Annotated in this window: 22 protein-coding genes and 2 pseudogenes; 6 read left to right on the top strand and 18 right to left on the bottom strand. The window is 61.8% G+C overall.

Annotated features, from left to right (window positions below; genetic code table 11):
- Window positions 1–134 precede the first annotated feature (134 nt).
- Window positions 135–1,352: a proteasome-activating nucleotidase Pan1 gene (pan1, locus tag ACWUI7_RS08290; RefSeq protein WP_496641747.1), complete on the top strand. Its 1,218-nt coding sequence runs from the start codon at window positions 135–137 to the stop codon at window positions 1,350–1,352.
- Here the strand turns inward: pan1 and ACWUI7_RS08285 are convergent.
- The 5 genes and pseudogenes from ACWUI7_RS08285 to ACWUI7_RS08265 all read right to left on the bottom strand — a co-directional run bounded on the left by ACWUI7_RS08285 (window position 1,349) and on the right by ACWUI7_RS08265 (window position 6,749).
- Window positions 1,349–2,248 (bottom strand): NAD-dependent epimerase/dehydratase family protein, encoded by a 900-nt coding sequence (locus ACWUI7_RS08285; protein ID WP_496641746.1) that lies wholly within the window; start codon window positions 2,246–2,248, stop codon window positions 1,349–1,351. The genes pan1 and ACWUI7_RS08285 overlap by 4 nt on opposite strands.
- Window positions 2,245–2,700, bottom strand: a complete 456-nt coding sequence (locus tag ACWUI7_RS08280; RefSeq protein ID WP_496641745.1) for a DUF5791 family protein — start codon at window positions 2,698–2,700, stop codon at window positions 2,245–2,247. Before ACWUI7_RS08280 ends, ACWUI7_RS08285 begins: the two co-directional genes overlap by 4 nt.
- Window positions 2,701–2,794: 94 nt before the next feature.
- Window positions 2,795–5,188, bottom strand: a pseudogene (locus ACWUI7_RS08275) (DUF7286 family protein); the annotation flags it as partial.
- Between the two features lie 200 nt (window positions 5,189–5,388).
- A complete protein-coding gene (locus ACWUI7_RS08270) occupies window positions 5,389–6,282 on the bottom strand; it encodes a hypothetical protein (RefSeq protein ID WP_496641744.1) in 894 nt (297 codons plus the stop codon).
- Window positions 6,283–6,341: 59 nt separating this feature from the next.
- Entirely contained in the window at window positions 6,342–6,749 is a 408-nt protein-coding gene (locus ACWUI7_RS08265) for a tyrosine-type recombinase/integrase (protein ID WP_496641743.1), read from the bottom strand.
- A 470-nt stretch (window positions 6,750–7,219) separates the two neighbouring features.
- On the opposite strand from ACWUI7_RS08265, the gene ACWUI7_RS08260 reads away from it, so the two are divergent.
- From ACWUI7_RS08260 to ACWUI7_RS08250, 3 genes are all read left to right on the top strand, one after another.
- The gene (locus ACWUI7_RS08260) at window positions 7,220–7,387 is read left to right on the top strand and encodes a hypothetical protein (RefSeq protein WP_496641742.1); all 168 of its coding nucleotides are present in this window, start codon (window positions 7,220–7,222) and stop codon (window positions 7,385–7,387) included.
- Window positions 7,387–7,653 (top strand): hypothetical protein, encoded by a 267-nt coding sequence (locus tag ACWUI7_RS08255; RefSeq protein WP_496641741.1) that lies wholly within the window; start codon window positions 7,387–7,389, stop codon window positions 7,651–7,653. Before ACWUI7_RS08260 ends, ACWUI7_RS08255 begins: the two co-directional genes overlap by 1 nt.
- 163 nt (window positions 7,654–7,816) lie before the next feature.
- Window positions 7,817–8,629, top strand: coding sequence for a hypothetical protein (locus ACWUI7_RS08250; RefSeq protein ID WP_496641740.1), 813 nt, complete (start codon window positions 7,817–7,819; stop codon window positions 8,627–8,629).
- A 62-nt stretch (window positions 8,630–8,691) separates the two neighbouring features.
- Here the strand turns inward: ACWUI7_RS08250 and ACWUI7_RS08245 are convergent, their stop codons facing one another.
- The 11 genes and pseudogenes from ACWUI7_RS08245 to ACWUI7_RS08195 form a co-directional block, all read right to left on the bottom strand.
- A complete protein-coding gene (locus tag ACWUI7_RS08245) occupies window positions 8,692–9,513 on the bottom strand; it encodes a hypothetical protein (RefSeq protein WP_496641739.1) in 822 nt (273 codons plus the stop codon).
- Between the two features lie 253 nt (window positions 9,514–9,766).
- Window positions 9,767–10,738, bottom strand: a complete 972-nt coding sequence (locus ACWUI7_RS08240; RefSeq protein WP_496641738.1) for a tyrosine-type recombinase/integrase — start codon at window positions 10,736–10,738, stop codon at window positions 9,767–9,769.
- Between the two features lie 3 nt (window positions 10,739–10,741).
- Window positions 10,742–11,281 carry a hypothetical protein gene (locus ACWUI7_RS08235; protein WP_496641737.1) on the bottom strand — a complete coding sequence of 180 codons (540 nt, stop codon included), beginning with the start codon at window positions 11,279–11,281 and terminating at the stop codon, window positions 10,742–10,744.
- 54 nt (window positions 11,282–11,335) lie between these two features.
- Window positions 11,336–12,097 (bottom strand): annotated as a pseudogene (locus tag ACWUI7_RS08230) (DUF7286 family protein); the annotation flags it as partial.
- Window positions 12,094–12,669, bottom strand: coding sequence for a DUF7284 family protein (locus ACWUI7_RS08225; RefSeq protein WP_496641736.1), 576 nt, complete (start codon window positions 12,667–12,669; stop codon window positions 12,094–12,096). The gene ACWUI7_RS08225 and the pseudogene ACWUI7_RS08230, both read right to left, overlap by 4 nt.
- Window positions 12,666–13,091, bottom strand: coding sequence for a DUF7285 family protein (locus ACWUI7_RS08220; RefSeq protein WP_496641735.1), 426 nt, complete (start codon window positions 13,089–13,091; stop codon window positions 12,666–12,668). Before ACWUI7_RS08220 ends, ACWUI7_RS08225 begins: the two co-directional genes overlap by 4 nt.
- Entirely contained in the window at window positions 13,072–13,554 is a 483-nt protein-coding gene (locus ACWUI7_RS08215; RefSeq protein ID WP_496641734.1) for a DUF7283 family protein, read from the bottom strand. The genes ACWUI7_RS08220 and ACWUI7_RS08215 overlap by 20 nt, the downstream gene beginning before the upstream one ends.
- A 66-nt stretch (window positions 13,555–13,620) precedes the next feature.
- Window positions 13,621–15,483, bottom strand: coding sequence for a type II secretion system protein (locus ACWUI7_RS08210; RefSeq protein ID WP_496641733.1), 1,863 nt, complete (start codon window positions 15,481–15,483; stop codon window positions 13,621–13,623).
- Window positions 15,480–17,348 (bottom strand): ATPase, T2SS/T4P/T4SS family, encoded by a 1,869-nt coding sequence (locus tag ACWUI7_RS08205; protein WP_496641732.1) that lies wholly within the window; start codon window positions 17,346–17,348, stop codon window positions 15,480–15,482. Before ACWUI7_RS08205 ends, ACWUI7_RS08210 begins: the two co-directional genes overlap by 4 nt.
- A 142-nt stretch (window positions 17,349–17,490) precedes the next feature.
- Window positions 17,491–17,973 carry a DUF7311 family protein gene (locus ACWUI7_RS08200; protein WP_496641731.1) on the bottom strand — a complete coding sequence of 161 codons (483 nt, stop codon included), beginning with the start codon at window positions 17,971–17,973 and terminating at the stop codon, window positions 17,491–17,493.
- A gap of 51 nt (window positions 17,974–18,024) precedes the next feature.
- Entirely contained in the window at window positions 18,025–18,552 is a 528-nt protein-coding gene (locus ACWUI7_RS08195) for a DUF7310 family coiled-coil domain-containing protein (protein WP_496641730.1), read from the bottom strand.
- A gap of 108 nt (window positions 18,553–18,660) precedes the next feature.
- Between ACWUI7_RS08195 and ACWUI7_RS08190 the strand changes: the two genes are divergently transcribed.
- Window positions 18,661–19,377 (top strand): phosphoglycerol geranylgeranyltransferase, encoded by a 717-nt coding sequence (locus ACWUI7_RS08190; RefSeq protein WP_496641729.1) that lies wholly within the window; start codon window positions 18,661–18,663, stop codon window positions 19,375–19,377.
- Window positions 19,378–19,396: 19 nt separating this feature from the next.
- Here the strand turns inward: ACWUI7_RS08190 and ACWUI7_RS08185 are convergent, their stop codons facing one another.
- On the bottom strand, window positions 19,397–20,071 hold the full coding sequence (locus ACWUI7_RS08185) for a riboflavin synthase (RefSeq protein ID WP_496641728.1): 675 nt from the start codon (window positions 20,069–20,071) through the stop codon (window positions 19,397–19,399).
- A gap of 92 nt (window positions 20,072–20,163) precedes the next feature.
- On the opposite strand from ACWUI7_RS08185, the gene ACWUI7_RS08180 reads away from it, so the two are divergent.
- Window positions 20,164–20,460: a DUF7533 family protein gene (locus tag ACWUI7_RS08180; protein WP_496641727.1), complete on the top strand. Its 297-nt coding sequence runs from the start codon at window positions 20,164–20,166 to the stop codon at window positions 20,458–20,460.
- Between the two features lie 28 nt (window positions 20,461–20,488).
- Here the strand turns inward: ACWUI7_RS08180 and ACWUI7_RS08175 are convergent, their stop codons facing one another.
- Window positions 20,489–21,784, bottom strand: coding sequence for an NRAMP family divalent metal transporter (locus ACWUI7_RS08175; protein WP_496641771.1), 1,296 nt, complete (start codon window positions 21,782–21,784; stop codon window positions 20,489–20,491).
- Between the last annotated feature and the right edge of the window lie 103 nt (window positions 21,785–21,887).

Below are 21,887 nucleotides of genomic sequence, written 5' to 3'. Positions count from 1 at the left end.
CGACCACTCACTCATGCTGCAAGATAATATTTACTATCTATTTTTATTACTGCTGAAAATACCGTGTCTGCCGGTCACCCGTGAACGTGCCCCCACCCGAAGCCTCTTATCTGCGAGTCGCCTTCCTTAATTCAATGAGTGATACCGTCGACGACGTCGACATGCCGTACGACAAGGGGTCGGCGTCGAGACAGGAGAAAATCGAGACGCTTCAGGACCGTCTCGAGGTGCTCGAATCGCAAAACGAGGAAATGCGTGACAAGCTGCTCGATGCCAACGCCGAGAATAACAAATACCAGCAGAAGCTTGAGCGGCTCACCCACGAGAACAAGAAGCTGAAGCAGTCGCCGCTTTTCGTCGCCACGGTGCAGGAACTCACCGAGGACGGCGCGGTGATCAAACAGCACGGCAACAACCAGGAGGCGCTCACAGAGATCACTGCCGAGATGCGCCGACAGGTCGAGCCGGACGACCGCGTCGCGGTCAACAACTCGCTTTCAATCGTCAAGAAGCTCGAAAAAGAGACCGACGTTCGGGCACGCGTGATGCAGGTTGAACACTCGCCGGACGTCAGCTACGAGGACATCGGTGGCCTGCAAGACCAGATGCAGGAGGTCCGCGAGACCGTCGAGATGCCGCTCGAACACCCGGAGATGTTCGAAGACGTCGGTATCCACCCGCCGAGCGGCGTCTTGCTGTACGGGCCGCCGGGTACGGGTAAAACAATGCTGGCGAAAGCGGTCGCCAATGAGACCGACGCCACGTTCATCAAGATGGCCGGCTCCGAACTCGTGCACAAGTTCATCGGTGAGGGAGCGAAGCTGGTGCGCGACCTGTTCGAAGTCGCACGTGAGAACCAGCCAGCGGTCATCTTTATCGACGAGATAGACGCGATCGCCTCAAAGCGAACCGACTCGAAGACCTCCGGCGATGCCGAGGTTCAGCGCACGATGATGCAGTTGCTCTCTGAGATGGACGGCTTCGACGAGCGTGGCGAGGTGCGGATCATCGCCGCCACCAACCGTTTCGACATGCTCGACCCCGCCATCTTGCGCCCCGGGCGGTTCGACCGCCTCATCGAGGTGCCGAAGCCGGGCACTGCCGGCCGTGAGATTATCTTCCAGATCCACACTCGCAAGATGAACCTCGCCGAGAGCATCGACTTTGCGCAGCTTGCAGAGATGGTGGAAGAAGCTTCCGGTGCCGATATCAAAGCAATCTGTACGGAAGCAGGGATGTTCGCTATCCGCGACGACCGCACCACGGTCACCAACGCTGACTTCTTGGAGGCGTACGAGAAGCTACAACAAGACACCGACACGGGTGCCGACGACTCACTGGCATTCGCCTAAGCCGACGCAGGGTACGCCTCGATTGCCGCACGGTATCCCGTTCGAAACGTTGGATACACGAACTCGTAGCCGAGCGCCCGCAGTCTCTCGTTCGAACACCGCTTGCTCGTTCGTATCCGCCGCGCCGCTGCCGCCGGGAGGTCGCCGTCCGCAATCCGCTCCGATTTCGATCGCTTCGGCGGCGCGTCGGCGCCACACTCCGCAGCGAGCCAGTCGGCGAACACATGTTTATCGACCGGTTCGTCGTCGACGACGACCACCGGCTCACCGCAGGCAACGTCTGCCTCAAGGAGATACCGCACCGCGCCGGCTGCGTCGTCGCGGTGGACCATGTTGAGGTAGCCGGCGGTGACCGGCCCCTCGATGTACCGTTCGAGGCGATACCGGTCTGGCCCATACAGTCCCGCGAACCGCGCCACCGTCCCGTCGATGCCGTACGACGCCGCTTCCGACAGCGCAACCGTCTCGGCTGTCGCCAGTACGCGCGTCTTCGCCGTCGTCGGGTCAATCGGCGTCGTCTCGTTGACCCACCCGCCGTCGTGATCCCCGTAGACCCCGGTCGAGGAGGTGTACACGAGCCGGTCCGGCGGGTCCGCTCGCATGCCGTACTCTTCGAGTACGTTCCGTAGTCCCTCGACGTAGACCTCGCGTGCGACGTCCGCGCCGCGCCCACCGGCGCTGGCGGCGAACACGACTGTATCAGCGTCGGGCAGCGACTCCAGCGTGGCCGGCAGCGTCGCGTCTGCTCGGATCGCCTCAACCGAGTCGTCGATCGCCGCGACGCGCTCGAGCCCGTCTGGTGACCGCCGCACACCGGCCACCTCGTGTCCGGCCTCGGCAAGCTGCCCGGCGAGCGCACACCCGATATACCCACAGCCGACGACGACGACCGTCATTGCTTTCGGCGCTCGATGACCGCCAGCACGTCTGCGAGCTGTTCGAGCGTCATCGCTGTGCGGCCTTCGAGCGCCTGTTGTACCTCCTGTCCGGTGAGGTCGACCGCTATCTCGGCGGCGATGGTGTCGACGTCGAGCACCGCCGTCGCCATTCCCAGTAAGAGATGATCTCTGAGTTCGGCGACGATCGTGTCGGCGTCGTACTCGGCAGTGGTGGCGAGCACCGCAGCCCCCGCTTCGACGGTGAGTGACGCCACGTCGCCGTCGAGGACCGCCGCAACCTCGGCCGAGTCGAGTCCAGTCTCCGCGAGTATCTGGTCGCGGTCGTCGTCCTCTATAGCCTCGTGTAAGCACGCTTCGAACGCCGCCAGCAGCGAGTCGGCTTCGAGAGCGTCGTCCGCAGCGGCAGCATCCGGCCCGCTAGTGGCCGTCTCGACGCATTCGTGGAACATACCTCTGATCAGATTCGACGGCTCAAAACGGCACCGGTCACGCTGTCGACACGCTCGCGCTGGCACCCACGTGCCAACAGGGCTGCCCGCGACGTCACCACCCTGGCGATCGCTCGTCGCGGGTGCCGTCGACGTCGCCGACACCGGGTGGACCGGGTGGCACCGCGACGACGATCACGGTCCCGGTTTCGAACGCCATCGGTTCGTTTCTCCCCAGCTGAATCGTGTCACCGCCGACGGTCGTGGTCACCACCGACGCCTCGCGGACGTACTCGAACTGTCGGTTTGGCGGTCCGACATCGGCGGTGAGCGTGAACCGCGGGTACGCACCCCGAACCTGGACGCGCCAGGCGTTTACCGTGGCGACCCAGTAGGCGGGCACCGGTACCACGGGAAGCCCAGCACCAACCCGAGGCGTCGAATTGGGCACCCACCGTTCGGAGGCGTTCGCGACGGCCGCCTCCGCGCCCATCTCGATGGCTCCGGCTAGTTTGGCCCGTGTCTGCTCGCGAGCGAGCTGTGTAGGCTCGTCAACGAGGCTCACGGGGATCCGGACGTCGTCACGGCCGGTCGCCGTCATCGTCGCAACCCGCAGTCGAGCCGCGAGTGCGCGACGTTCACTGGCGGTGAGCCCACCGAGACGCGACGCCTGGTCGGCGACTGTCTCCACGTACGTGCCATCGCTGACGGCGACGGCCTGGGATCCGACACCGTCGTGTCTCGCTGCTGCGGCTGAGACGGCAGCCCGGCGCTGTGTGTGTGACAGGTCAGTCCGCTCGTCTATCGCGTCGACGAGCACCTGGTCGACGATACGTAGTGACTCACCAACGCGCTTTGCAAGCGTGTTCCTATCGGCCCGGAGGTCCGGGTCGGGGGTAGCGGCGAGTGCACGGTCTGCAGCGAGCAGCGTCCGTCCGGCGACGCCAATCCCTACGCGCCCGCCGTCGCCGAGCAGCCGGTCGACGATCCCAGTCGATACGTCACTGTACGGCACGGTGACGTAGTTCACGTTTCGCGTCGCGAGCGGCCGTATCGACCCGTCGACCGCGTCAACGGCCCGTCCATCGACGGCCGTTCGCGGGAGGTATCCCGGAGCGGCGTCTGGAACGAAGGTGACGGCACCGCCGGGGCCGTCCGCCCCGACCGTGTACGGGTCGACGTCCCGTGCTGCCTCTCGACTCGCCAGCACCTCACCGACTGACGGTCCGCCGAGCGCTCCCTCGACGCGCTCGAACAGCGCGTCCGTCGTCGTCTCGCGTTCATCACTTGCTACTGACAGCTCTGAGAGGACAGCATCAATGTAGGCGACCCGAACAGCAACCCTGGCTCGGTCCGCCGCACCGTCGTACGTCATCGGCGTGTCTACCAGTTGTCGGCGGCGGTCCCGCACCCGCTCGGCGAGTTCCGTGTACGGCGTCGCCTTGCCCTGAGCCATCGACTCCATCGAGAGGTCCGTCTCTATCGCTTTGACCTCGGCTCGGACGTCGTCGAGGTCGGCCGCGATATGGTCGTGAGCGCGTTGTGTCGCCTGTCCGTACACGGCCGTGGACCGGCGGATATCACCCGACTCAACCGCACGCTCGGCGAGTCGGTCAACCGAACCAGCCGTCGCGACTCCGAGAGCTTCTCTGGCCGCTACCGGCGTATCTCCGAGGTCCGCCCCGCCATAGCTGTTCCCCGCACCGAAGGTTGCCGCGGGTCGCTGGGGGGCGTCGTCGCGCGGGGCGTGTGCACCCCGTACCGTGACCTTGACTCGGTACCGATCGGTTGTGCTTGCTTGCGTCGTGCGAAGTCCCGCGGTGACTTCTCGGGTCGCTGTGACCGGTGGCCCACCCGCTACCGGGACCGTGTATGTCTGCTCGATGATCCGCTCCCATCGGGCGGAGACGGTTCGTTCGATGACGACTGTTCGCCTCACGCTCCCGAAGTCGACCCGTTCTCCGGGACGTACAATCCCCGACGGTACTGCATTCGGCACGGTGCGGGCTGGACGCACACTGACCGTCTCTTCGACGTCGATGTCGACACGCGACCAGCCGTCTTCGGAGGGATCGGGATGTGGGGGACGTGGCCGACCGCCGTAGCTGACCCGGTTTGCCTCAACCGCGAGTGTGGCCTCGACCCGATGGCTCTTTCGGGCGATCGTCTCGACCGCATCGTGTACCTCGACCGCGGCGACGTCTGCGGCGTGCCCGACAGCGACGCGCCGCGTCGTATCGGTGTGAGATCGGGCGGCCTCGAACCCGTCGCGGTCGACAGCCGACGCCGGCACTGGTGCCCCGATCACCGCGTCACTCCAAGCCGCCTCGTCGAGTGGTGTCGGCGCGAGCAGATCTGTGATACCTGTCCGCGCCGTTGCCGCGGCCACTCCACCACGTGCATCCGGATCACTTGTGCCGAACACGTCGCGCTGCACGCGAACGATCCCCGCATTCGTCGAGAGCTCGGTGTGCCGGTTCGAGAGCACATTCTGGATGGGTACCTTCCCGTACTGGCCGTAACAAAGTAGATTCTGTTAAGGTCCTGTTAAGATTTACTCTCGCGCCAGCCTGCGTAACTGCGTGGAAGGGCAAACACTCGGCGCGAAGGATGGTATGAGCTTGGAGAATCAGCTTCGGCGGCCAGCGGGATTGATTGAAAACCTGGTTTCGCTGTCTCACTGTATTCGGAAATACTTGAAGCAGAGAACTAAGTCTGATAAATATCATCCCACACCTCAATATCCTGAACGGTAGTCTCTGCGAGTACATCATCTTCATACTGTTCAGTTACTCTAATATTTGCATCTATACGGCTTGAATAGTCTAAGCCGTCAGACTGCTGTACAGAGTCAACAAAATTAACTCCACAATCTCTGGATTGTGTGAGAAATGAACCGCCAGGGACATCCTCAGCATCACCTGGGCCAACGAGTTCTATTTGTGACTCATAGGTCTGTTCACTCTCCCCACGGTATTTTACGTGATACTGTGTTTCGTACTTAAAATCAAACATATCTGGCGGCCTTTGGACAACAGCTAAGCGCTCGACAGACAGTTCACCTGATGCTATATCACAGTCTGACGATTGAGATGTAAAGCGCTGTACAACGCTCAATTCAACACTGAAATCTGTTGCTCTCTGTCCCTCCACCTGTTCAACAATCAGGTACTGTAGACCAGGGTTCATCTCGGTAACGATGTCCGCCTCATCGGCAACGGTGTCTGTGCTTCCACCCTGAGTTTCGTCATAATTCGACCCTCGAAGCAGTGATATGTAGCTCTCGGAGTCAAGCAGAAATGCTCTGATGGTTCCTTCATCTTCGTATCCCTCCTGTTCCTCAACCGAGATTGTATATTGAATCTCAGCCTGTTCTCTTACAGGCACATTATAAAAGGCAAATTGGTCTCCGCTTACCGTTGCCTCATCTGAAAACCTAAATAGCTCTTCAATAGTCTCCTGTGGGGTCTGAGTTGGAGTAGGTGTACTCTCATTTGGTGTGTCATTAGTGACCTTGATTCCTCCAGTATCTTCTACAGTACAACCGGCAAGGCCAATTAAAGAACCTGTCCCGACACCCGAGAGGAATTTCCGCCTTTCCATACTCTCATAGACTGGTTTGGCAGGTTATATACTCTTTGCAGACGTTTCATATCTGGGTCTCACACTCTATCGAAGTGGCTATACACTCGCTCCGTAGTTACGATAGTTGCGTGCCGTAGGCGTTTCGTCACATCGTACAACGTGTTGCCCTCCTCTCGATTGAGCATCCTGTAAGCGACACTGTGGCGATACGTGTGCGGAGTTATGTCGGCAGGTTCGCCTCTCCCTCCTGTCGTATAGGGGCGAGTCTCTGCCGCCTCTGCCGCCTGTGAGACGACGTTACGCACGCTCTGTTTAGTCGCGCTTTTGTTCGAGAGCAACAGAACATTCGCGCGCAGGAAAGTGGCTCCTTTTTTTATTACAGTCGAGAAAAATCGGTTCACAATACTTGGCCAATTCGCCAGCGATTTTATATCTGCTGTGTGGCTGCTATATTGGCCGATTTCGGCACTTTCAGATTTCACCATTATGGGGTTCTCACAACCCTCTGTCCTGAAAAATATTTGCGCTCAGTATATTGTTGGGTATTTGCGCCCTTAGAATCAGGGAGAGACTCTAAAAATCTCTCAAAAGGCTGTATATGGAGATACCCCTTGTAGAGTTATAAACAGGCTCGCTCGGCTCGCTCTCGTCGAACCTGCCGCCCCACTACCCCGTAAATCCCGCTCTCTATTGCTGGCGGGAGTCATAGGCACGCTATCCGTAATATTCGGGTTGGGGCAAGTCAACATATGGGACGAATATGGTGCGATACAGTAGTAAAAGAGTTGTCAGTAACCGAAAGCTTTAAGTAGTAAGAGGTATAACATAAGTATGTATTGGTTGGGGCAAGATAGGCACCTCTGCATACTGTTCAGCTTTGCTCCAATCGGCGCATAAGGATAGCTGTGTATTGTGGGTTCAATTCCCACTACTTCGATTTAGACGAGGTAAATCTATGTCAAGCAAGCAATATATTACGATGGAAGCAGAAGAAAAGGACGTTATTCAAGAAGCAAAAGCGGCTGACCCCCGTTTCTGTGGGGATTCAAGAATCGCAGACGGGAGTTACATCGCCTTAGCTCTACGCGAGTATATGGAGCAATTCGATGAGGGTGAGAACTAATGTCAGGCTCTAAATATATCCGCCTGCCTTTCGAGGAACGGGAATGTGACAAAATCGAGGAGGAGCTGACCCTCGCCGAAATGAAACAGGCTGTCGTGAAAGCCTACAATGAGTCTGTCGAAACTGCCGACGAAGGCAAAAGCGAGGATGAACTCTCACAGTACGATTCTGTGCGAGATATTCGTGAGGATGATTCAATTTCACCTGCCGAACGAAAGCGCCGAGAGATTCGGGCAAAGCGCCGCCACGATATTCCAAATCGATGAAGTAAATAGCGTATATAAATCCCTTTACTGAGTCAATATATAGAATCTTTGGGGAGAAATCCGCTGTCCCGCTGCTACGGGCATTTTCTCTGATAACATATAGGGCCACCACCCTTATAAATCTTTCGATGGGTTTCTCTACGATTCCGGCTCGTGATATTCGTTGCCAGCAAATGAGAATTATTCACACACGCACTACTCGAATCGCGCAGATATTGAGATAGGTGGTCAGACTTGGAACGAGATTACGGAACGGTTCACTCGCTCATTGGCCGAGAGTGCGCCACACAAGAACTTAGGTGATAAGACGCCCCGATTCACCGAACCGCACGGAAACTACCTCTACGCTCGTCTGAGCGCCGTACATAGCCACTGTGTAGAGTGGGACAACCTCTCGACGGTCTGGCTCTCACTCACGGCCGACGAGAAGGATAGTTCAGGCAACTGGCTCCACCCACTCTCGCACGATGATGGCTTTCGCTCCGATGCTGTACGGCAGGCTCTCTATCGTGCGAGGCGCAGGCTCGACATCGAGCAATGGGCAGGCATCTGGCTGATGGCTCCACGAAAGACAGGCTACTCGCACAAACACTACGCTCTCTGGCTCGACTGTCCACAGTCTATCGAGCAGATACAATCTGCTTTCGAGCCAGTCATTGAGTCACACATTCGGAATCATCCAACTGCCACAGTCGAGAGAAACCCTTGCAGTCAGGCGGTCCAAGTCAGGAAAGACGGTGATTGTGAAAGGCTACTTCCAGAGATTGGTCACAATATTCCTGAGATTGGTTCAGAGACAGACGTACGGAGTCTCAGTGAAGAGTGGCAATACGCTCGTATATGGGCCGCCCTCTACTGGTCAGATGATAGGATTCGGCAGTATGACCTTGGACAGTTTCAGAAGGTTGCCGATGATGCGAGAATCGAAGATATGCCATCGGGCGAGTGGGAATATGGGAAAGGGTGGCAAGAGTGATTCTGTTACGATTCACCCGTATGTGGTTCAGCGAGTCGAAGCGATACAGGCTATGCCGTCTATTACAAAGACTCACTAACCTGTGCCACACCGTACCCCGAAGAGGTACTCTGTTCAGCAATAACTTCACGCCCATCAACAATACGTATAGTCAGTTCTTCAGAACTATCGTCTTGCTTTTGAGCATTAGCTGAGACGATGTTCGCGCCATCGTCGATAGGGACATAGGACGTATCTTCACCCTGTGGCGCTCCAAAAGTAGAATTACTCCTACTGACAGTTCTTGTACTTCCACCGGAACCCATCGCACCTTCCCAGTTTCCACTATATTCAACTTCTACGTGAGTCGAGTATGTCCCGTAATATTCGCATCCTTCAGATGTTGACTCATAATCTTCACCTCCAGAATCAAAACAAGACAAATTTTTCGGCTCTTCATTGACTGAGATTTGAAGATTACCTCCATAAAATACCACTCCTGTTGATTTTCCCCAGTCATTAATCACATTATCGAGAAAAACAGGGGTGATATTTGGCGCTTCTTTTGATGGAATGGTTTTCTGGATAGGCTCTGAGGTGAGTTCTCCTCGGTTGTCCGCCACTGTCATTGATGCTACAAATTCTGCTGTAACAGATTGGTCAGTAGGGTTCTCAATTCCAATGTCTGCTGCGAGGATACCATCACTGAGCTTATCACCACTAAGTTGGCCAAAAATCTCCAGTTGCGACGAAGGGTCTGACGTACTGCCACTATCTCCACCATCACTACCACTATCTCCACCATCACTACCACCATCTCCACCATCACTCTCACTTGAACATCCTGCCAGTGCCACTCCGCTCACGGTTGTCGAGATTGTTGCGAGATACTTGCGACGTTGCATTCTATTAGTAGCATCAGTGGGGGTTGATAAAAATGCATCCCCTATATCTAAACGAGGGTGTGAATCTGGCGAGAGAGATATTGTGTCGGGAGATTTCAAACCCGTCGGCCACAAAAAGTGAGCTATCGTATCGCCAGAGCGTTAGGCTTCTGGCCGCTCTCGCACAAGGGTTGAAACCCTCTGCTGGCAGGTTCCTGTAGCTATAGGTGTGGTTCAGCTTGGCAAAAAGGGGTTCGGACAGCTTGTGCGAGGCTCAGAATTTGAAAGCATCTCCACTTTCGTCAAGGGCGTCAAGCACTTCCTCGTCAGTCGGGTTCAGGTACTCCTCTGTCTGCGAAACTTGGCTGTGACCGGCATACTCCTGTAGGTGTCGGGTACTCATACCCTCGTTCAACAGGCGCGTCAGGGCGGTTGAACGAAGGGCGTGGCTCGTGATTCGATGGATAGGCTGGCCTGCCGCGTTATGGTCAAGGACTTCCTGTATGCCCGCGTTTTTGGCCGCCTGTTTGACGATATAGCCGATTCGGTCGGTCGAAATTTGGTCTGATTGACGTGACGGGAATAGATAAGGCGACTTTTCGGCTACAGCGTAGGCTTTCCTGTCCACATCAATCCACTGTGACATTAGAGGTTTGAGGGCATTCTGATACCGGACAGTTCGGTAGTCATCGGTCTTCTCTCCGTATATTTTGATTTTCCGACTGCTACGGTCTATGTCTTGAAGCCTGATATGTCGAATCTCTCCCCGCCGACAGGCAGTTTGTAGCATAAGTTTGACAAGTAGCTCGTTGCGGAGAGCGGGGGCGGGTACATTCTCGCAGAGGGCGCGGATTTCCTCGTCGTCAAGCACAACGTGTTTGCCCCTGATAGCCTCTGACTTGCGGGATTGGACTTTCCGAATCCCGTCAAGGTCCGTGACGGTCACATCCTCGCAGGGATTGTCTACCTCTCCCCCGAAATCGCCTGCCGTCTGGTAGAGTTGCGAGAGAGCGACGAGGGCGAGGTGTAGCGTGGTCGGAGCATAGCCTCGCCCGCCCTCTTGGAGATACGCCCCCTCGTCTCGCAGGTGTCGGAGGTACGCCTTGACGTGGCCCGCAGAAGCCTCGAAAACGCTCACATCATACGTCTCACTGTCGTCAAGCCACGCTCGGAAGTCTTCTGCGTGTTTGGCGTAGCGCCTGCCTCTCGACCGCTCAAGTTCGTGTATGGCCCCGTCTATGTCCATACGTTACGCCCTCCGGTAGTAGTATTCAGTCCGCCCATCGTGGTGTGGCTCGCCAAAGTGTCGCTGGACAGCTCCGGTTTCCTCCGCAAGTTCGTCAAGGATAGCTTCGACAGTTTCCAGTTCGGCCTTGACGTGAGACGAGACTTCGGGGACAGTGGCGGCCCATTCGTCGGCGTTTTCGGTGTCCTTGCTCTCGTCGGTCGGAAGAGCGTTCAGCACCTTTCCCTGTAGGTCCAAGGCATCCTCGTCGGACTCGACTTCGACTCGGCTCAGACGGCGTTCTACCGACGAGAGACGGGTATCGACACTTTCGATAGTGTCGGCCATATCCATCACCGTCTCTTGGAAGTCGGCGGGAATCTCGCCCCCGCTCTTGGCTGGATTCTCGTCCGCAATCTCTCGTTGCACAGCCACGCGCACAAGCTGTGAAATCGACTCATACGGCGCGTCGTCACCTTCCGTCAGGTCTTTCCATTCGCTATGCTGTCGTTCCGAGACAAGAGCGTGTATTCTCTTGTCGTATCGTGGGGTATCATCGCCCATACTATTCCTGTCGAGAGCTACCTGTTAAGGTCTTGTGTATGATTTAGTTAGTTACTGGCCGTAGCCGCGCGCCCACGTGATCGGATAGAGACTCGCGGTCAGCTGACGACCCAACCCCGGCCCCTCAACCGGTCCGTTGTTCAACCGTCGTTCGAATCGCGTGGTCCGATTGTGTGCCGCGAGCGTTGGCACGGCGACGACGACGGGTCGATCGCGCGTCTGCTCGGCGGCTATTCGGCCGCTGCGCGTCGCACGAATCGTCACGTTCTCGAAGACGACACGCGTCGCGGTCCCGTCCGCAGCCGGCTGGACCTCGACCTGCTCACGGAGCGTCACGAGGTCACTGGGAGCAAGTGGCGGAGTGAGCTGGTCGAACCGCGCAGTCGCCGTGACACCGCCGACTGACGCTGTTACCCCGGTGAGCGCCCGGTGACCGGCGAGTGCCGTGCGTATCCGAAAGGCGTCTTCGAACGCGGTATCCGGTCGCACGGCGGCCTCGCCGGTAGCGTGTTCGTCCGGCGTCTCTCGTGGCGGCCGCACCACTGGATCGGCGGCGGCCGTGTACGCAGCCTCGCGTGCGGCGTGTCTGAGTGCGGCCGTCACGTCTGCGTCCACGCGGTCGACCGCCCGGTCGACGCTCCGGTCCTCCGTTATCAGTCCCTGGTCGACGACCCCGGCCGCGTACGTCGAGGCACTCACTATCAACAACACCCCAACCAGTGCGAAGGGTACACGACCCCGTTCGTCGTCTGCAATCGATGCCCTCCGACGACGCCCAGTTCGACGAGACCGACGTCGGCCCCAGCTCCAACTCATCGGTACCACGCTCGTACTATGACCCGACGTGATTCTTCTCCATCACGTCTCGACGATGTCGGGTGACGCACGACGGCCGCACTGACGTCGGCATCCGGCGGAGGGCTCGGCCCGACACTAACGATAGTGGTCGCACCGTCCTCGGTCCTTACCGCAGCCACGTCCTTGCCGACGACAGCAACAGTCTCGTTGTCGGTGGGGTCCGTCGCTGAAGCCACTCGATCGCGCGGTCGGACCGATCGCCGAACGTCGACTCGCGTGCGCGGTCCGAGTGCGCCTGCCACCGTCTCAAGTGCGAGCGATCGAAACCGTGCCGCCGTCGCATCGGTATCTGGCTCGACGGTTGTCGCTGCGATGAGCAACTCGATGAGCGTGGCGTGGACCGAACGGGTTTCGTTATTCTCACTATCGGCGACATATCTCACAGTCGCCGTCTCGGTAACGAGTCGGTCGGCGGCGTCCGCGGCTGTACGCTCCGTTGACGTCGGATCGGTGTCGACGCCACCAAGAACGACGACGCTCGCCGACACGCAAAGCAGCAGCACGGTCACGTCGAGAACGGTGCTTGTCATCGGTGCACCGCCACGCGTAGTCGTCCCCTGACCGTCTCACCGGGTCTGATGGCGACGGACACTGGTCGCGCTTCGATCACCACCTCGCGCGGATCGAGTTCGCCAGCAGGACTCGGTGTTGCTCCACTCAGCCCGACCCGCCAGGTGCGGCGGTCGGTCGCGATCTCGACGGTCACTGGCGTCTGCCATTCGAGGTCGTGCCGTCGGCTTGGACGGACAATCCCACCGACGGTCAACTCTCGCTCCATGACGTCGAGTGTGGTGTCGGCCGATCGCTCCGTCGGCGTCGGTGTTGCGGCGTCGAGAGCGACAATATACAGCCCGAGCCCTGCGCTGACGGCGAGGACGCCGACAAGTGCGGCAACCGGCTCTACAGCGGCTCGGTCCACGCCGTCAGTCGGCTCACCCGACCAGAGTGACACGATGCCCCCCATATACGACCCCTCTGACGGTCAGGCGATCTGGTGCCGGTCCCCACCGGTGGGTAGCCGCCTGCGCCCGCGCCGCTGCATCGGCAAAGGCTGTTGGGTCGTCGAAGACCCGGTCTGGCGGAACTCCGGCGAGTACCCGTCTGAGTCGCGCGTGCTCAGCCGTCACCGACGGTGGGACGGGCGTTATCGGCGCACCACGCAGCGTCGCGCTCGCAGTGCCGCCGTCACTCGCGATCGCGATTCGATGAGGAGTGATCCGGATTCGTTCCGCTGCAAGCCCGTGTTCTGCAGTTGCGGCGTACTCACTGGTTGCCACAGAGTCGACGGTGTGTGCGAGCCCTGTTGCGTCAGGTGGTGGCGTCGTCGGCAGCGTGGCGGCGACGCCGAAGACGGCGACACTCACGACCGCCAGCCCGACCCACGTATACATGGCGTCGGCGTGTATCTCGAACATAGGGGGATTGGCCGCAGTTCTGTATATAAGCTGTCGGCCGCAATCACCACCGTCGCTCGGTTTTAGTCACCACAACAGCCCAGCCGCGACGAACGCGACAAAGTAAGTGACTGTCGCGGTCGGCAGCGCGATTCCGATGCGATAGGCCACGAGTGTTGCGTCAAACCCTCGCTCGAGTCCAGTCGAGAGGCTGGTGAGGATTACCGCAAGGATGAGCGTATACGTCCCGACGATTTGGCCGAGCACCGGCACCGGTAGCGGGCGGGACCCGTCACCATCGCTCGTAGCCGCATCCGATGTGAAACCACCGAGCCCGCCCCCGCCCGACGGGGCGGCCCCACTACCGCCAGCAGAGAGTGAGTGAAGACCATCGACGCCCGCCGCGTCGATACCGGTCGCAAGGGCGACGGTTGCGCCGCCAACGAGCGGTGCGAACACCGCCGCAGTGTTCGAGAGCGTCCCTGTTACCGTCGCCAGCTGTCGGCGTGCGTCGCGCTCGAGCCCTCGGAGCCGTTCGAGCTGATCGGCGAGTTCCAACACCACGTCGCCGGCCGGCCGGCCCTCGCGCGCCGCGATGGCCAATAACGCGACGGCCCCTTGGACCCGCGGTGATGGAACCGTCCTTGCCGGTCCACCCTCGCCGACGAACGCCTCACGGACGTCGACTCTGAGCGTGTCGCTACGGCGGCCGGCGCGGGCAAAGAGATCGCCGGTCGCTCCGGTGAGCCGGTCACCGGCGCTCGCGATCGCTCGTTCCACTGCGACCCCTTCAGCGACTGCGCCACCGATGATCGTCATCGCGTCCGGCAGCCCGGATTCGGTCTCGTTGACACTCGCGAGAACAACCCGACGTGGCCGGACGGCCACGAGTAACGCGGCTCCGATTCCGACGCCGGCGGCACCGACCGGTGCGGCCCATCGGGCTACACCCGCTGCCGTCGCGACGCCAGCCCCGGTCGCAGTAATCGCCCCAGTGACGATGGCGTGTGGTCGGTGGTCCGGCACTGCTGGGTGATCGGCGCCGATCTGTGGCGGCGGGAAAGCGACCGGTCGCTTCGCGAGCAGCCACGCACCTGCTGCCACCAGCGCGGTGGGGAGGGCGACGAGGTAGACGCCAGCGACGACCGATGCCGGAAGCGGCACGCCAGAGGCGGCCGCGGCCGGTAACAGCGCGACGAATGCGAGTGGTATCAACACTCCGAAGGCGTACAGCGCCGACACCGGTCCCTCAACTGTGCCCACGAATGCCGCCAGCCGCTCCGTTGTTCCCGTGAGCGTCGCCTCGAGTGCACGGTCGAGTGACCGCCCGCGCCGTGCTGGTGGTGCGGCCGCTGCAGTGCGAAGGAGCGTCGACGCGCGTTCGATCGCCGGAAACCACTCGCGCCACTCGTGTGCGAACGATCGGAGTCCGCTCGTCGGTGCGTTCACACTCCGGCGTTCGTGGCGGGCAAGCGCTCGCGCGAGCGGACCGCGTCCGGTTCTCGCGGCGAATCGAACGGCCCGCTCGGTCGACGGGTCAAGCCGCATGCACAACACCAGGCGGCCGACGAGTCCGGGTGCTGCCCCGAGGGCCCGCGTCCGGTGAAGTGTGGCGAGCCATACTGGTACCCGGTGGGCGGCGTGCGTCGTCGCAAGTCCGAGGGCGGTACTAACGAGGAGTCCGATGAGCGGACCGGCGAGCACGGTGGCGAGAACGAATACGAGTCCTCCTACGACTATCCCCACCCGATATCCCGTGTTGATGACCCACGCGGCGTCGCGATGCCACCCGAGGAAGCCGATCGCTCTGTGGAGCTCGGTCGATCCCCTGTTTGCGGTGTCTTCGTGGCCGGTGCCGTGCGTGCCGCCGGCAATGGCCCGTGCGATTTTGACGGCTCGCGTGACAGTTCTTTCCAGTCGCTCGACACGTTGTGTGGTGTCTTGTGTCATCGGTCGGCCTCCAACCGTGTGGTCTCGATCCGACGGCTCTCGACGGCGGTTGTGAACCCATCGACTCGCTGTGCGATGTGCTCGCGGACGTCCGCGTACGATTCGGTGGTTCGGGCGAGCGAGGCGACGAGCCGGCTCTCGCCGCGATCGACCCGTCCCGTCGGCACAAGCCCCTCGGCACCTCGCTCGAACAACGGATCGAACCCGATCTCGTCGCCGTGGCCGGTCACTTCCGTGATCGACTCCACCCGGTGGGCATCGATCACGACGAGGAGATCCGTCGCGGCGAACGACGAGGGTGGGACGCCAAGGTCAGTGACAACACGCTCTTCGACCGCCCTTGGACTCTCTCCGTGGATGGTTCCGAGGACCGTCTCGCTCGCGGCACCGACCCGCATCGCCTCGTAGAGTGCGGTGGCTTCTCGTCCTCGAACCTCCCCGACGACCAGCGCCCCGCTCCCGAGCCGGAGTGCAGTCCGCACTGCTTCGCCCGCCCCCAGTCCAGTACTGTCGCCGACGCTGAGTCGCTGGACATCTCTTCCGGCCGTCGTGAGCGCGTCCGCGGGGAGCTCGGGTGTGTCTTCGATCAGGATTGCCCGCGTGCTCGCCGGGAGCTCCCACAAGAGTGCTCCGAGCGTGGTGGTCTTTCCGGCGCCGCGGCCTCCGGCAACGAGCCCGGCGACACCGCGTTCGACGGCAACCGCGAGGAGTCCGGCCGCCTCGGGCGTGAGTGTCCCGGATCCGATGAGCCGTCCGAGTGTCCACGCCTCCGGGGTGCCGCGCCGGAAGGTAAACGAGAGGCCGTCGCTCACCGGTGCCGTGGTCGCTGCCACCCGCACCGTCCCAGACTCGGCGTCGATCGACGCGTCGAGTACCGGTGTCGCCCGTGAGAACGCCCGACCACTCGTCCGGCGGAGTCGTGAGGCAAGCGTCGCCGCACCCGCCGGCGGTAATCGAACGTTCGTCCGACAGCGCTCGCCATCGAGCACGACGCGGAGTGGATTCGCCGTGACCGGCGCCGACACTGTCGCGTCGCTCACCCGCTCGTCGGCGAACACGTGCTCGAACGCGCCGTATCCCCGTGTGTGCCGACGGAGCACCTCGACGAGTTCAGGTACCGGGTCCGACTCATCTGCGACCGCCCGAACCGCCCTCCCCGGTGCTCTGTCTCCACCGACGGGGTCCGCGAGTAGCCGTTCAGCCGCGGCAGCGAGCACCGCGAGGTCGTCGTCGCCGAAGGCTGCCCACGGTGGGGTGAGGTGGTACGTCGGGAGAGTGTCCGAACGCGCTTCGTACTGTCGTACGACTGCGCCCGTTTCGAGCTCCCATCGATCGACGAGCGCGGCGCTCGGCGGTGGGTCGGCGGCGATACGCGTGGACGCCACGGTCGGACCGACGTGGGCGCGGATCACCGCGGCCGTCTCTGTGGCGTCGCCGACGGCGACTTCGAGGCCGGTCTCAGCTACGATTCGACTCGCGGGTCCGGCTCGCCCGGCTGCCTCGCGCGTCGCCCCGACCGGATCCTGCTGTACCCGATTGGCGAGGCGCGTCTCGTGAAACGCGATCTGTTCGTGAAACCGTCCGGCGGCGACCAAACACGCCGTGGCTCGCCCTGCGTACGTCCGCTCGACGCCTGCACATCTGGTCCGCACGATGTCGGCGTCGCGTTCGGCGAGCGCCTTGACCACGGTGGCGAGACACGCCGGGCTGACAGCGAGATCCCCCCGACCCGCACACGTGGTCGCGTCGACCGACAGCACGACCCGGTCATCGACGCCCGTCCCGACCGGACGGGAGAACGACGTCACACAGTCACACGAACCGTCGCTCGGTGATGCAGAGCGCAACGAGAGGTCGGGCAGCATGCGGCACCTGGTCGCGGTATGGTATATAACTCGTCGCCCACGCCGGACTGAGCCGAGATGGCATCGTGAAATGCGGCCGCCGGTAGGCGGTCACGAGGTGGCAGATGGGTCGGTGAACGACGCTCATCGCCACCTCGTTCGCTCACCGATCTCTGGCGATGCGGACGGTCGGACCGTCCGTCTCGACGAGTCGGAGCACGAGTCGACTCTCTCCACTCGTCCGAAGTGGCACCGATTCGCCGGCGACGTCCACGTCGACCGTGTCGGTCGGTGGCGGGATATGGACCGTCCGGAGGGAGCCGTGCCGGAACCGGTAGACGAGCCGGACACCGTCCGTATCGGATTGGGTTGTGTTCGCTGAGGCGTCAACGATCCGCAACCGGTCGATCGAAGCGGCAGTGAACCCGCTCGGGGCGGTGACAACGAGCACGGACCGCCCAGCGAAGGCCGGATCGGTGACTGCAACCGAGTTAGCCGCCAGCCCGGCCGCAGCGCGTTCGATCCGGTCCGCCGTCGTCTCGACCCGCTCCGTCGAGGTCGTCACCCTGGCGTTATCGATCGCAGGCATCGAGACCGAAAGCAACGCGACTGAGAGCAGGACAGCAGCGACGACGCGGATCACCATCGTCCGCGATGGCCGTCATGCTTGACCGCGATGCGACCCGGTAGTCGGGACTCAGACGCGCTCACGGAGTCGATCCAGTGCACGGCTCGTCACCGAGTCCAGGTCGTCGGCTGCAGGCGCGTCATGGTCGGACTCGTCGTCGGAGGCCACAGCACCGGCGTGGTGATTGGTCGTCGGGACCGCGGCCGCGAGCGCCGTCCTGTCGACGAGCGCGTCGCCCTCTTCGAGTCGACATTCTTCGAGGAGGGCCTCGTCGCGATCGGTTGCGTATCCCTCGTGTGCGGCCGTTGCTCGTGCGAGTGCAAGCTCTGCACGTCGTTCGACGTCTCGGTTGACGGCACGAATGGCACCCGCGTAGCCTCGAACGGCTTGGGTCGCCGCTTCGAGCTCGTCGACGCGGGATTCCAGCGCCGAGAGTCGATCTGCAAGCGACGCCCGCTCGTCAGCGGCGGCCGCCTCGTCGGCGATCGACTCCACAGACCGGTCACTGCCGGTGAGTGCGCGCTCAACCGCATCGAGCCGGTCGGCAAGCCGATCGTGCGTCGCCGTCGATTCGCGGTCGTCGGGGGTAGCAGGCATACGCCACGTGGTTTCGTTCTGATACTTAACTGGTCGCCTACTGCCCCGATTCTGTCCCGACGACCTGGTTCCGTACCTTTTTGGCTTCCCCCGGTGGACGCTCACTCGATGAGCACACCGTGGGACGACTGGGACCACGTGCTGAAGGTCGACCCGGACAAGCCGCTTTGTGAGGGAGAGACCTTCGAGGACGTCTGTCAGACCGGTACCGACGCGATCGAGATTGGGGGGACACTCGACATCACCGCTGAGAAGATGACGCGCGTCGTCGACGCTGCGGCTGCGTACGACGTCCCGCTCTACCAAGAGCCGTCGAACCCGGCGGTCGTCGTTGACTCGCCCGCACTCGAGGGGTACCTCATCCCTACGGTGTTCAACGCCGGTGACCCGATGTGGATCACGGGCGCGCACAAAGAGTGGGTTCGTATCGACGACCTCGACTGGGACCGAACGCACATGGAGGCGTACATCGTATTGAACCCGGAGGCCTCGGTCGCCGAACTAACCGACGCGGACTGCGCGCTCGACGCTGATGACGTCGCGGCGTACGCAACAGTTGCAGAGCGCATGTTCGGCCAAGAAATCGTCTACCTCGAGTACTCCGGCACCTACGGCGACCCAGCGGTCGTCGGGGCGGCCCACGATGCAATAGCAGACGCAACGTTATTTTACGGCGGCGGCATTCACGACTACGACTCCGCGGCTGAGATGGCGGCCCACAGCGATGTGATCGTGGTCGGTGACCTCCTCCATGAGCAAGGGGTCGACGCCGTCCGCGAGACGGTCGCGGCCGCAAAGGATGCGTCCCCGACGTCGTCGGCGTAGCCGACCGCTTGTCTCTCACTCAAGGCTCTGTGTATCCCTCGAGCATGGTTTCGACGTACTTCGCGATCACGTCGACCTCGAGGTGAACCGGATCGCCGGCGGCCTTCTCAGAGAGTGTCGTCAACTCGTACGTCGTCGGAATGATAGCGACGTCAAACTTGCCTGTGCCCTTCTCGGCGACCGTGAGCGAGATGCCATCGATCGCCACCGAACCCTTATCGACTAGATGGTCGACGTGTGCGTCGGGAATCGAAAACGTAAACCGCCAGTCTTCACCAACCTGCTCGATGGCGCGAACTGTCGCGACTGTGTCGACGTGCCCCTGGACTACGTGGCCGTCGAATCGTCCATCTGCAGGCATCGCGCGCTCGAGATTGACAACGTCACCGACCGCGACCTGGCCGAGGTACGTCTTTGCGACCGTCTCGCTCGCGAGGAACACTTCGAACCACTGCTCGGCCGACGACCCGGGGTCTCCAGTCGACGTCGCGTCGCCGGTCGACGTCACCGCTCCCTCGCTCTCGGCCTCGACGCGCCCGTGTGCTTCGACCGTCAGACAGACCCCGCTGACGCTTATCGACTGGCCGTGATGGAGGTCGTCGAACCCATCGACGCCGACGCGGATCCGGAGGCCGTCGTCTGTCTCGGTCCGTGCACGGACCGTCCCGGTTCGCTCGACGATGCCGGTGAACATACCGGCTGTGGGTCCGCAAAACGGATAGCCGTTCTGGGATCGCCGCCCGCTCCCGTGGGCTTATCTCGGCGGGGGTGGTACAGGCTGTGTCGATGGGACTCGGCATACTCGATACGATTGGGCTGGCCGCCTCGCTGGTGTTTGCGCTGCCGCTCGCAAACTATGCAGTCGTACGCCTACTTGACGGACACGTCGCGCTCGGCGGCGGGCTCCTTGTCGTCTCGGTGGCGATGGTCGTCCTCCCGCAGTACCTCCTCGATCCCGGCCGGCTGGTCGGCTCGCTGCTGCGCGGCCTCCTCCCGTCGCGGCTTCAGAAAACCGCGTCGGGTTCTACGGCTCCGGGTGAAGACGATCCAACCGATCAACCGTCAGACCGCGTCGAGCAGTAGCCACGAGGTGGCCACTCGTTGCGGGCGGTCAATCAGCCGGCTGTCGGATGGCGCCTGCGTCGGCGAGGAGCTCGCGCACGAACCGTGCAAGAAGCGCGAGCGTGGCGAGCCCGAGCGCGGCGGCAAAAACGACGACGAGCGCCGGCACCGGCGTGATGCCGTCGCGGAGCCCCGTCGCTGTCTGTCGGACGGCGTTCCCGGCGGTTATCGTCGTGACCGCGAGCACGGCGGTACCCGCCGCCGAGAGGAGTGTTCCGGGACGTTCCCCGGGAATATCGTACAAGAGTACTATCACCAGCGCGAGCGCGAACGGCGTGCCGGCTAGCCCGAGTGCCAACGCTTGGACGAGCAGCGGAATGAAATTTCCGCCAACGAACGCCCCTACGGCTGACACTAGCGCAGTCCCGGCGAGCAGTGTTCGGTACCGATTGTCTGTGACCGCCGGCTCCCACTCTAACGCGTCTGCGACGAGGAACGGTGCGACGACGGTGTTGCCGCCGAGTGTCGAGACGGCCGCGCCGAGGATCCCAACGAGAAACAGCGTCTCTGCGGCCGGACCGACAGTTGGCGCCAGTGCCTGTGCCGCGGCGGCCGCCTGTGGGGCGACGTCACTCCCACCGAGTGCGCCCGCGACAACCAAGAAAATCGCGAGGCTGTAGGCCCCGAACGCGACGAGCATCGACGCCCCGGCATCGAATCGTGCGAGTCCCTCGTCGTCGGCGGTCCATCCGCGAGCGCGGACTGTGTACGTGTGCATCGTGATCAGCGTGACGTGGACCGCACCGCCTAGGACGCCGGCAGCGGTGACGGCTGCCCCGGGCGGCGTCGACGGAACGAGGCCGGCCGCGGCGGCACCGAGGTCCGGCGGCGCGACGGCGAGCGTCGCGACGAACACGAGGACGACTGCTGAGACGATCGCCTTCGCGCCAAGTTCGGCGACCCGGTAGCCACCTCCAGCGAGCCCGATAGCCAACACTATCGCCCAGAGTACGCCCCACACCCGGGCGTCGAGTCCGAACAACGACGCCGACACGTCGGCGAGTCCCTTCATAATGAGGAGCTGGGCGACACCACAGACGACGACTGTGTCGACGACGAGCAGCCAGGCCCACCGATTTCCGAGTCGGCGCTCAACGACTCGGACGATCCCTCGTTCTGTGCGCGTCGCGAGCCGTGCTGCGAGGAGCAGGGAGACGAACCCCGCCGGTGCCGAGAGGACGACAACCCAGAGGAGGTCGTACCCGTAGCCGACGCCGGCGGCGACGAGCGCACTGATAGTCGCCGGTCCGGCAGCGATCGCTCCCGCGAGCCACGCCGGCCCCATATCGGTGAGTCGACGCTGGAGAGTGTTTGTGGCCACCTCAGCCACCTCTTTCGTGACCACACCGGCTACTGTCACGTAATGTGGGTGACGCGTTAGTATGGAT

The sequence above is a fragment of the Halorubrum orientale genome, from assembly GCF_059623105.1.
This window is presented reverse-complemented; position numbering and strand designations above follow the sequence as displayed.

What these genes read in the sequence shown, in the direction of transcription:
- ACWUI7_RS08215 (WP_496641734.1), bottom strand. Translation starts at nt 13,554, where the DNA reads ATGTTCGAGATACACGCCGACGCCATGTATACGTGGGTCGGGCTGGCG.
- ACWUI7_RS08280 (WP_496641745.1), bottom strand. Translation starts at nt 2,700, where the DNA reads ATGTTCCACGAATGCGTCGAGACGGCCACTAGCGGGCCGGATGCTGCC.
- ACWUI7_RS08255 (WP_496641741.1), top strand. Translation starts at nt 7,387, where the DNA reads ATGTCAGGCTCTAAATATATCCGCCTGCCTTTCGAGGAACGGGAATGT.
- ACWUI7_RS08265 (WP_496641743.1), bottom strand. Translation starts at nt 6,749, where the DNA reads ATGGTGAAATCTGAAAGTGCCGAAATCGGCCAATATAGCAGCCACACA.
- ACWUI7_RS08195 (WP_496641730.1), bottom strand. Translation starts at nt 18,552, where the DNA reads ATGCCTGCTACCCCCGACGACCGCGAATCGACGGCGACGCACGATCGG.
- ACWUI7_RS08285 (WP_496641746.1), bottom strand. Translation starts at nt 2,248, where the DNA reads ATGACGGTCGTCGTCGTCGGCTGTGGGTATATCGGGTGTGCGCTCGCC.
- ACWUI7_RS08175 (WP_496641771.1), bottom strand. Translation starts at nt 21,784, where the DNA reads ATGGGGCCGGCGTGGCTCGCGGGAGCGATCGCTGCCGGACCGGCGACT.
- ACWUI7_RS08205 (WP_496641732.1), bottom strand. Translation starts at nt 17,348, where the DNA reads ATGCTGCCCGACCTCTCGTTGCGCTCTGCATCACCGAGCGACGGTTCG.
- ACWUI7_RS08270 (WP_496641744.1), bottom strand. Translation starts at nt 6,282, where the DNA reads ATGGAAAGGCGGAAATTCCTCTCGGGTGTCGGGACAGGTTCTTTAATT.
- ACWUI7_RS08180 (WP_496641727.1), top strand. Translation starts at nt 20,164, where the DNA reads ATGGGACTCGGCATACTCGATACGATTGGGCTGGCCGCCTCGCTGGTG.
- pan1 (WP_496641747.1), top strand. Translation starts at nt 135, where the DNA reads ATGAGTGATACCGTCGACGACGTCGACATGCCGTACGACAAGGGGTCG.
- ACWUI7_RS08235 (WP_496641737.1), bottom strand. Translation starts at nt 11,281, where the DNA reads ATGGGCGATGATACCCCACGATACGACAAGAGAATACACGCTCTTGTC.
- ACWUI7_RS08260 (WP_496641742.1), top strand. Translation starts at nt 7,220, where the DNA reads ATGTCAAGCAAGCAATATATTACGATGGAAGCAGAAGAAAAGGACGTT.
- ACWUI7_RS08200 (WP_496641731.1), bottom strand. Translation starts at nt 17,973, where the DNA reads ATGGTGATCCGCGTCGTCGCTGCTGTCCTGCTCTCAGTCGCGTTGCTT.
- ACWUI7_RS08240 (WP_496641738.1), bottom strand. Translation starts at nt 10,738, where the DNA reads ATGGACATAGACGGGGCCATACACGAACTTGAGCGGTCGAGAGGCAGG.
- ACWUI7_RS08210 (WP_496641733.1), bottom strand. Translation starts at nt 15,483, where the DNA reads ATGACACAAGACACCACACAACGTGTCGAGCGACTGGAAAGAACTGTC.
- ACWUI7_RS08190 (WP_496641729.1), top strand. Translation starts at nt 18,661, where the DNA reads ATGAGCACACCGTGGGACGACTGGGACCACGTGCTGAAGGTCGACCCG.
- ACWUI7_RS08245 (WP_496641739.1), bottom strand. Translation starts at nt 9,513, where the DNA reads ATGCAACGTCGCAAGTATCTCGCAACAATCTCGACAACCGTGAGCGGA.
- ACWUI7_RS08225 (WP_496641736.1), bottom strand. Translation starts at nt 12,669, where the DNA reads ATGACAAGCACCGTTCTCGACGTGACCGTGCTGCTGCTTTGCGTGTCG.
- ACWUI7_RS08185 (WP_496641728.1), bottom strand. Translation starts at nt 20,071, where the DNA reads ATGTTCACCGGCATCGTCGAGCGAACCGGGACGGTCCGTGCACGGACC.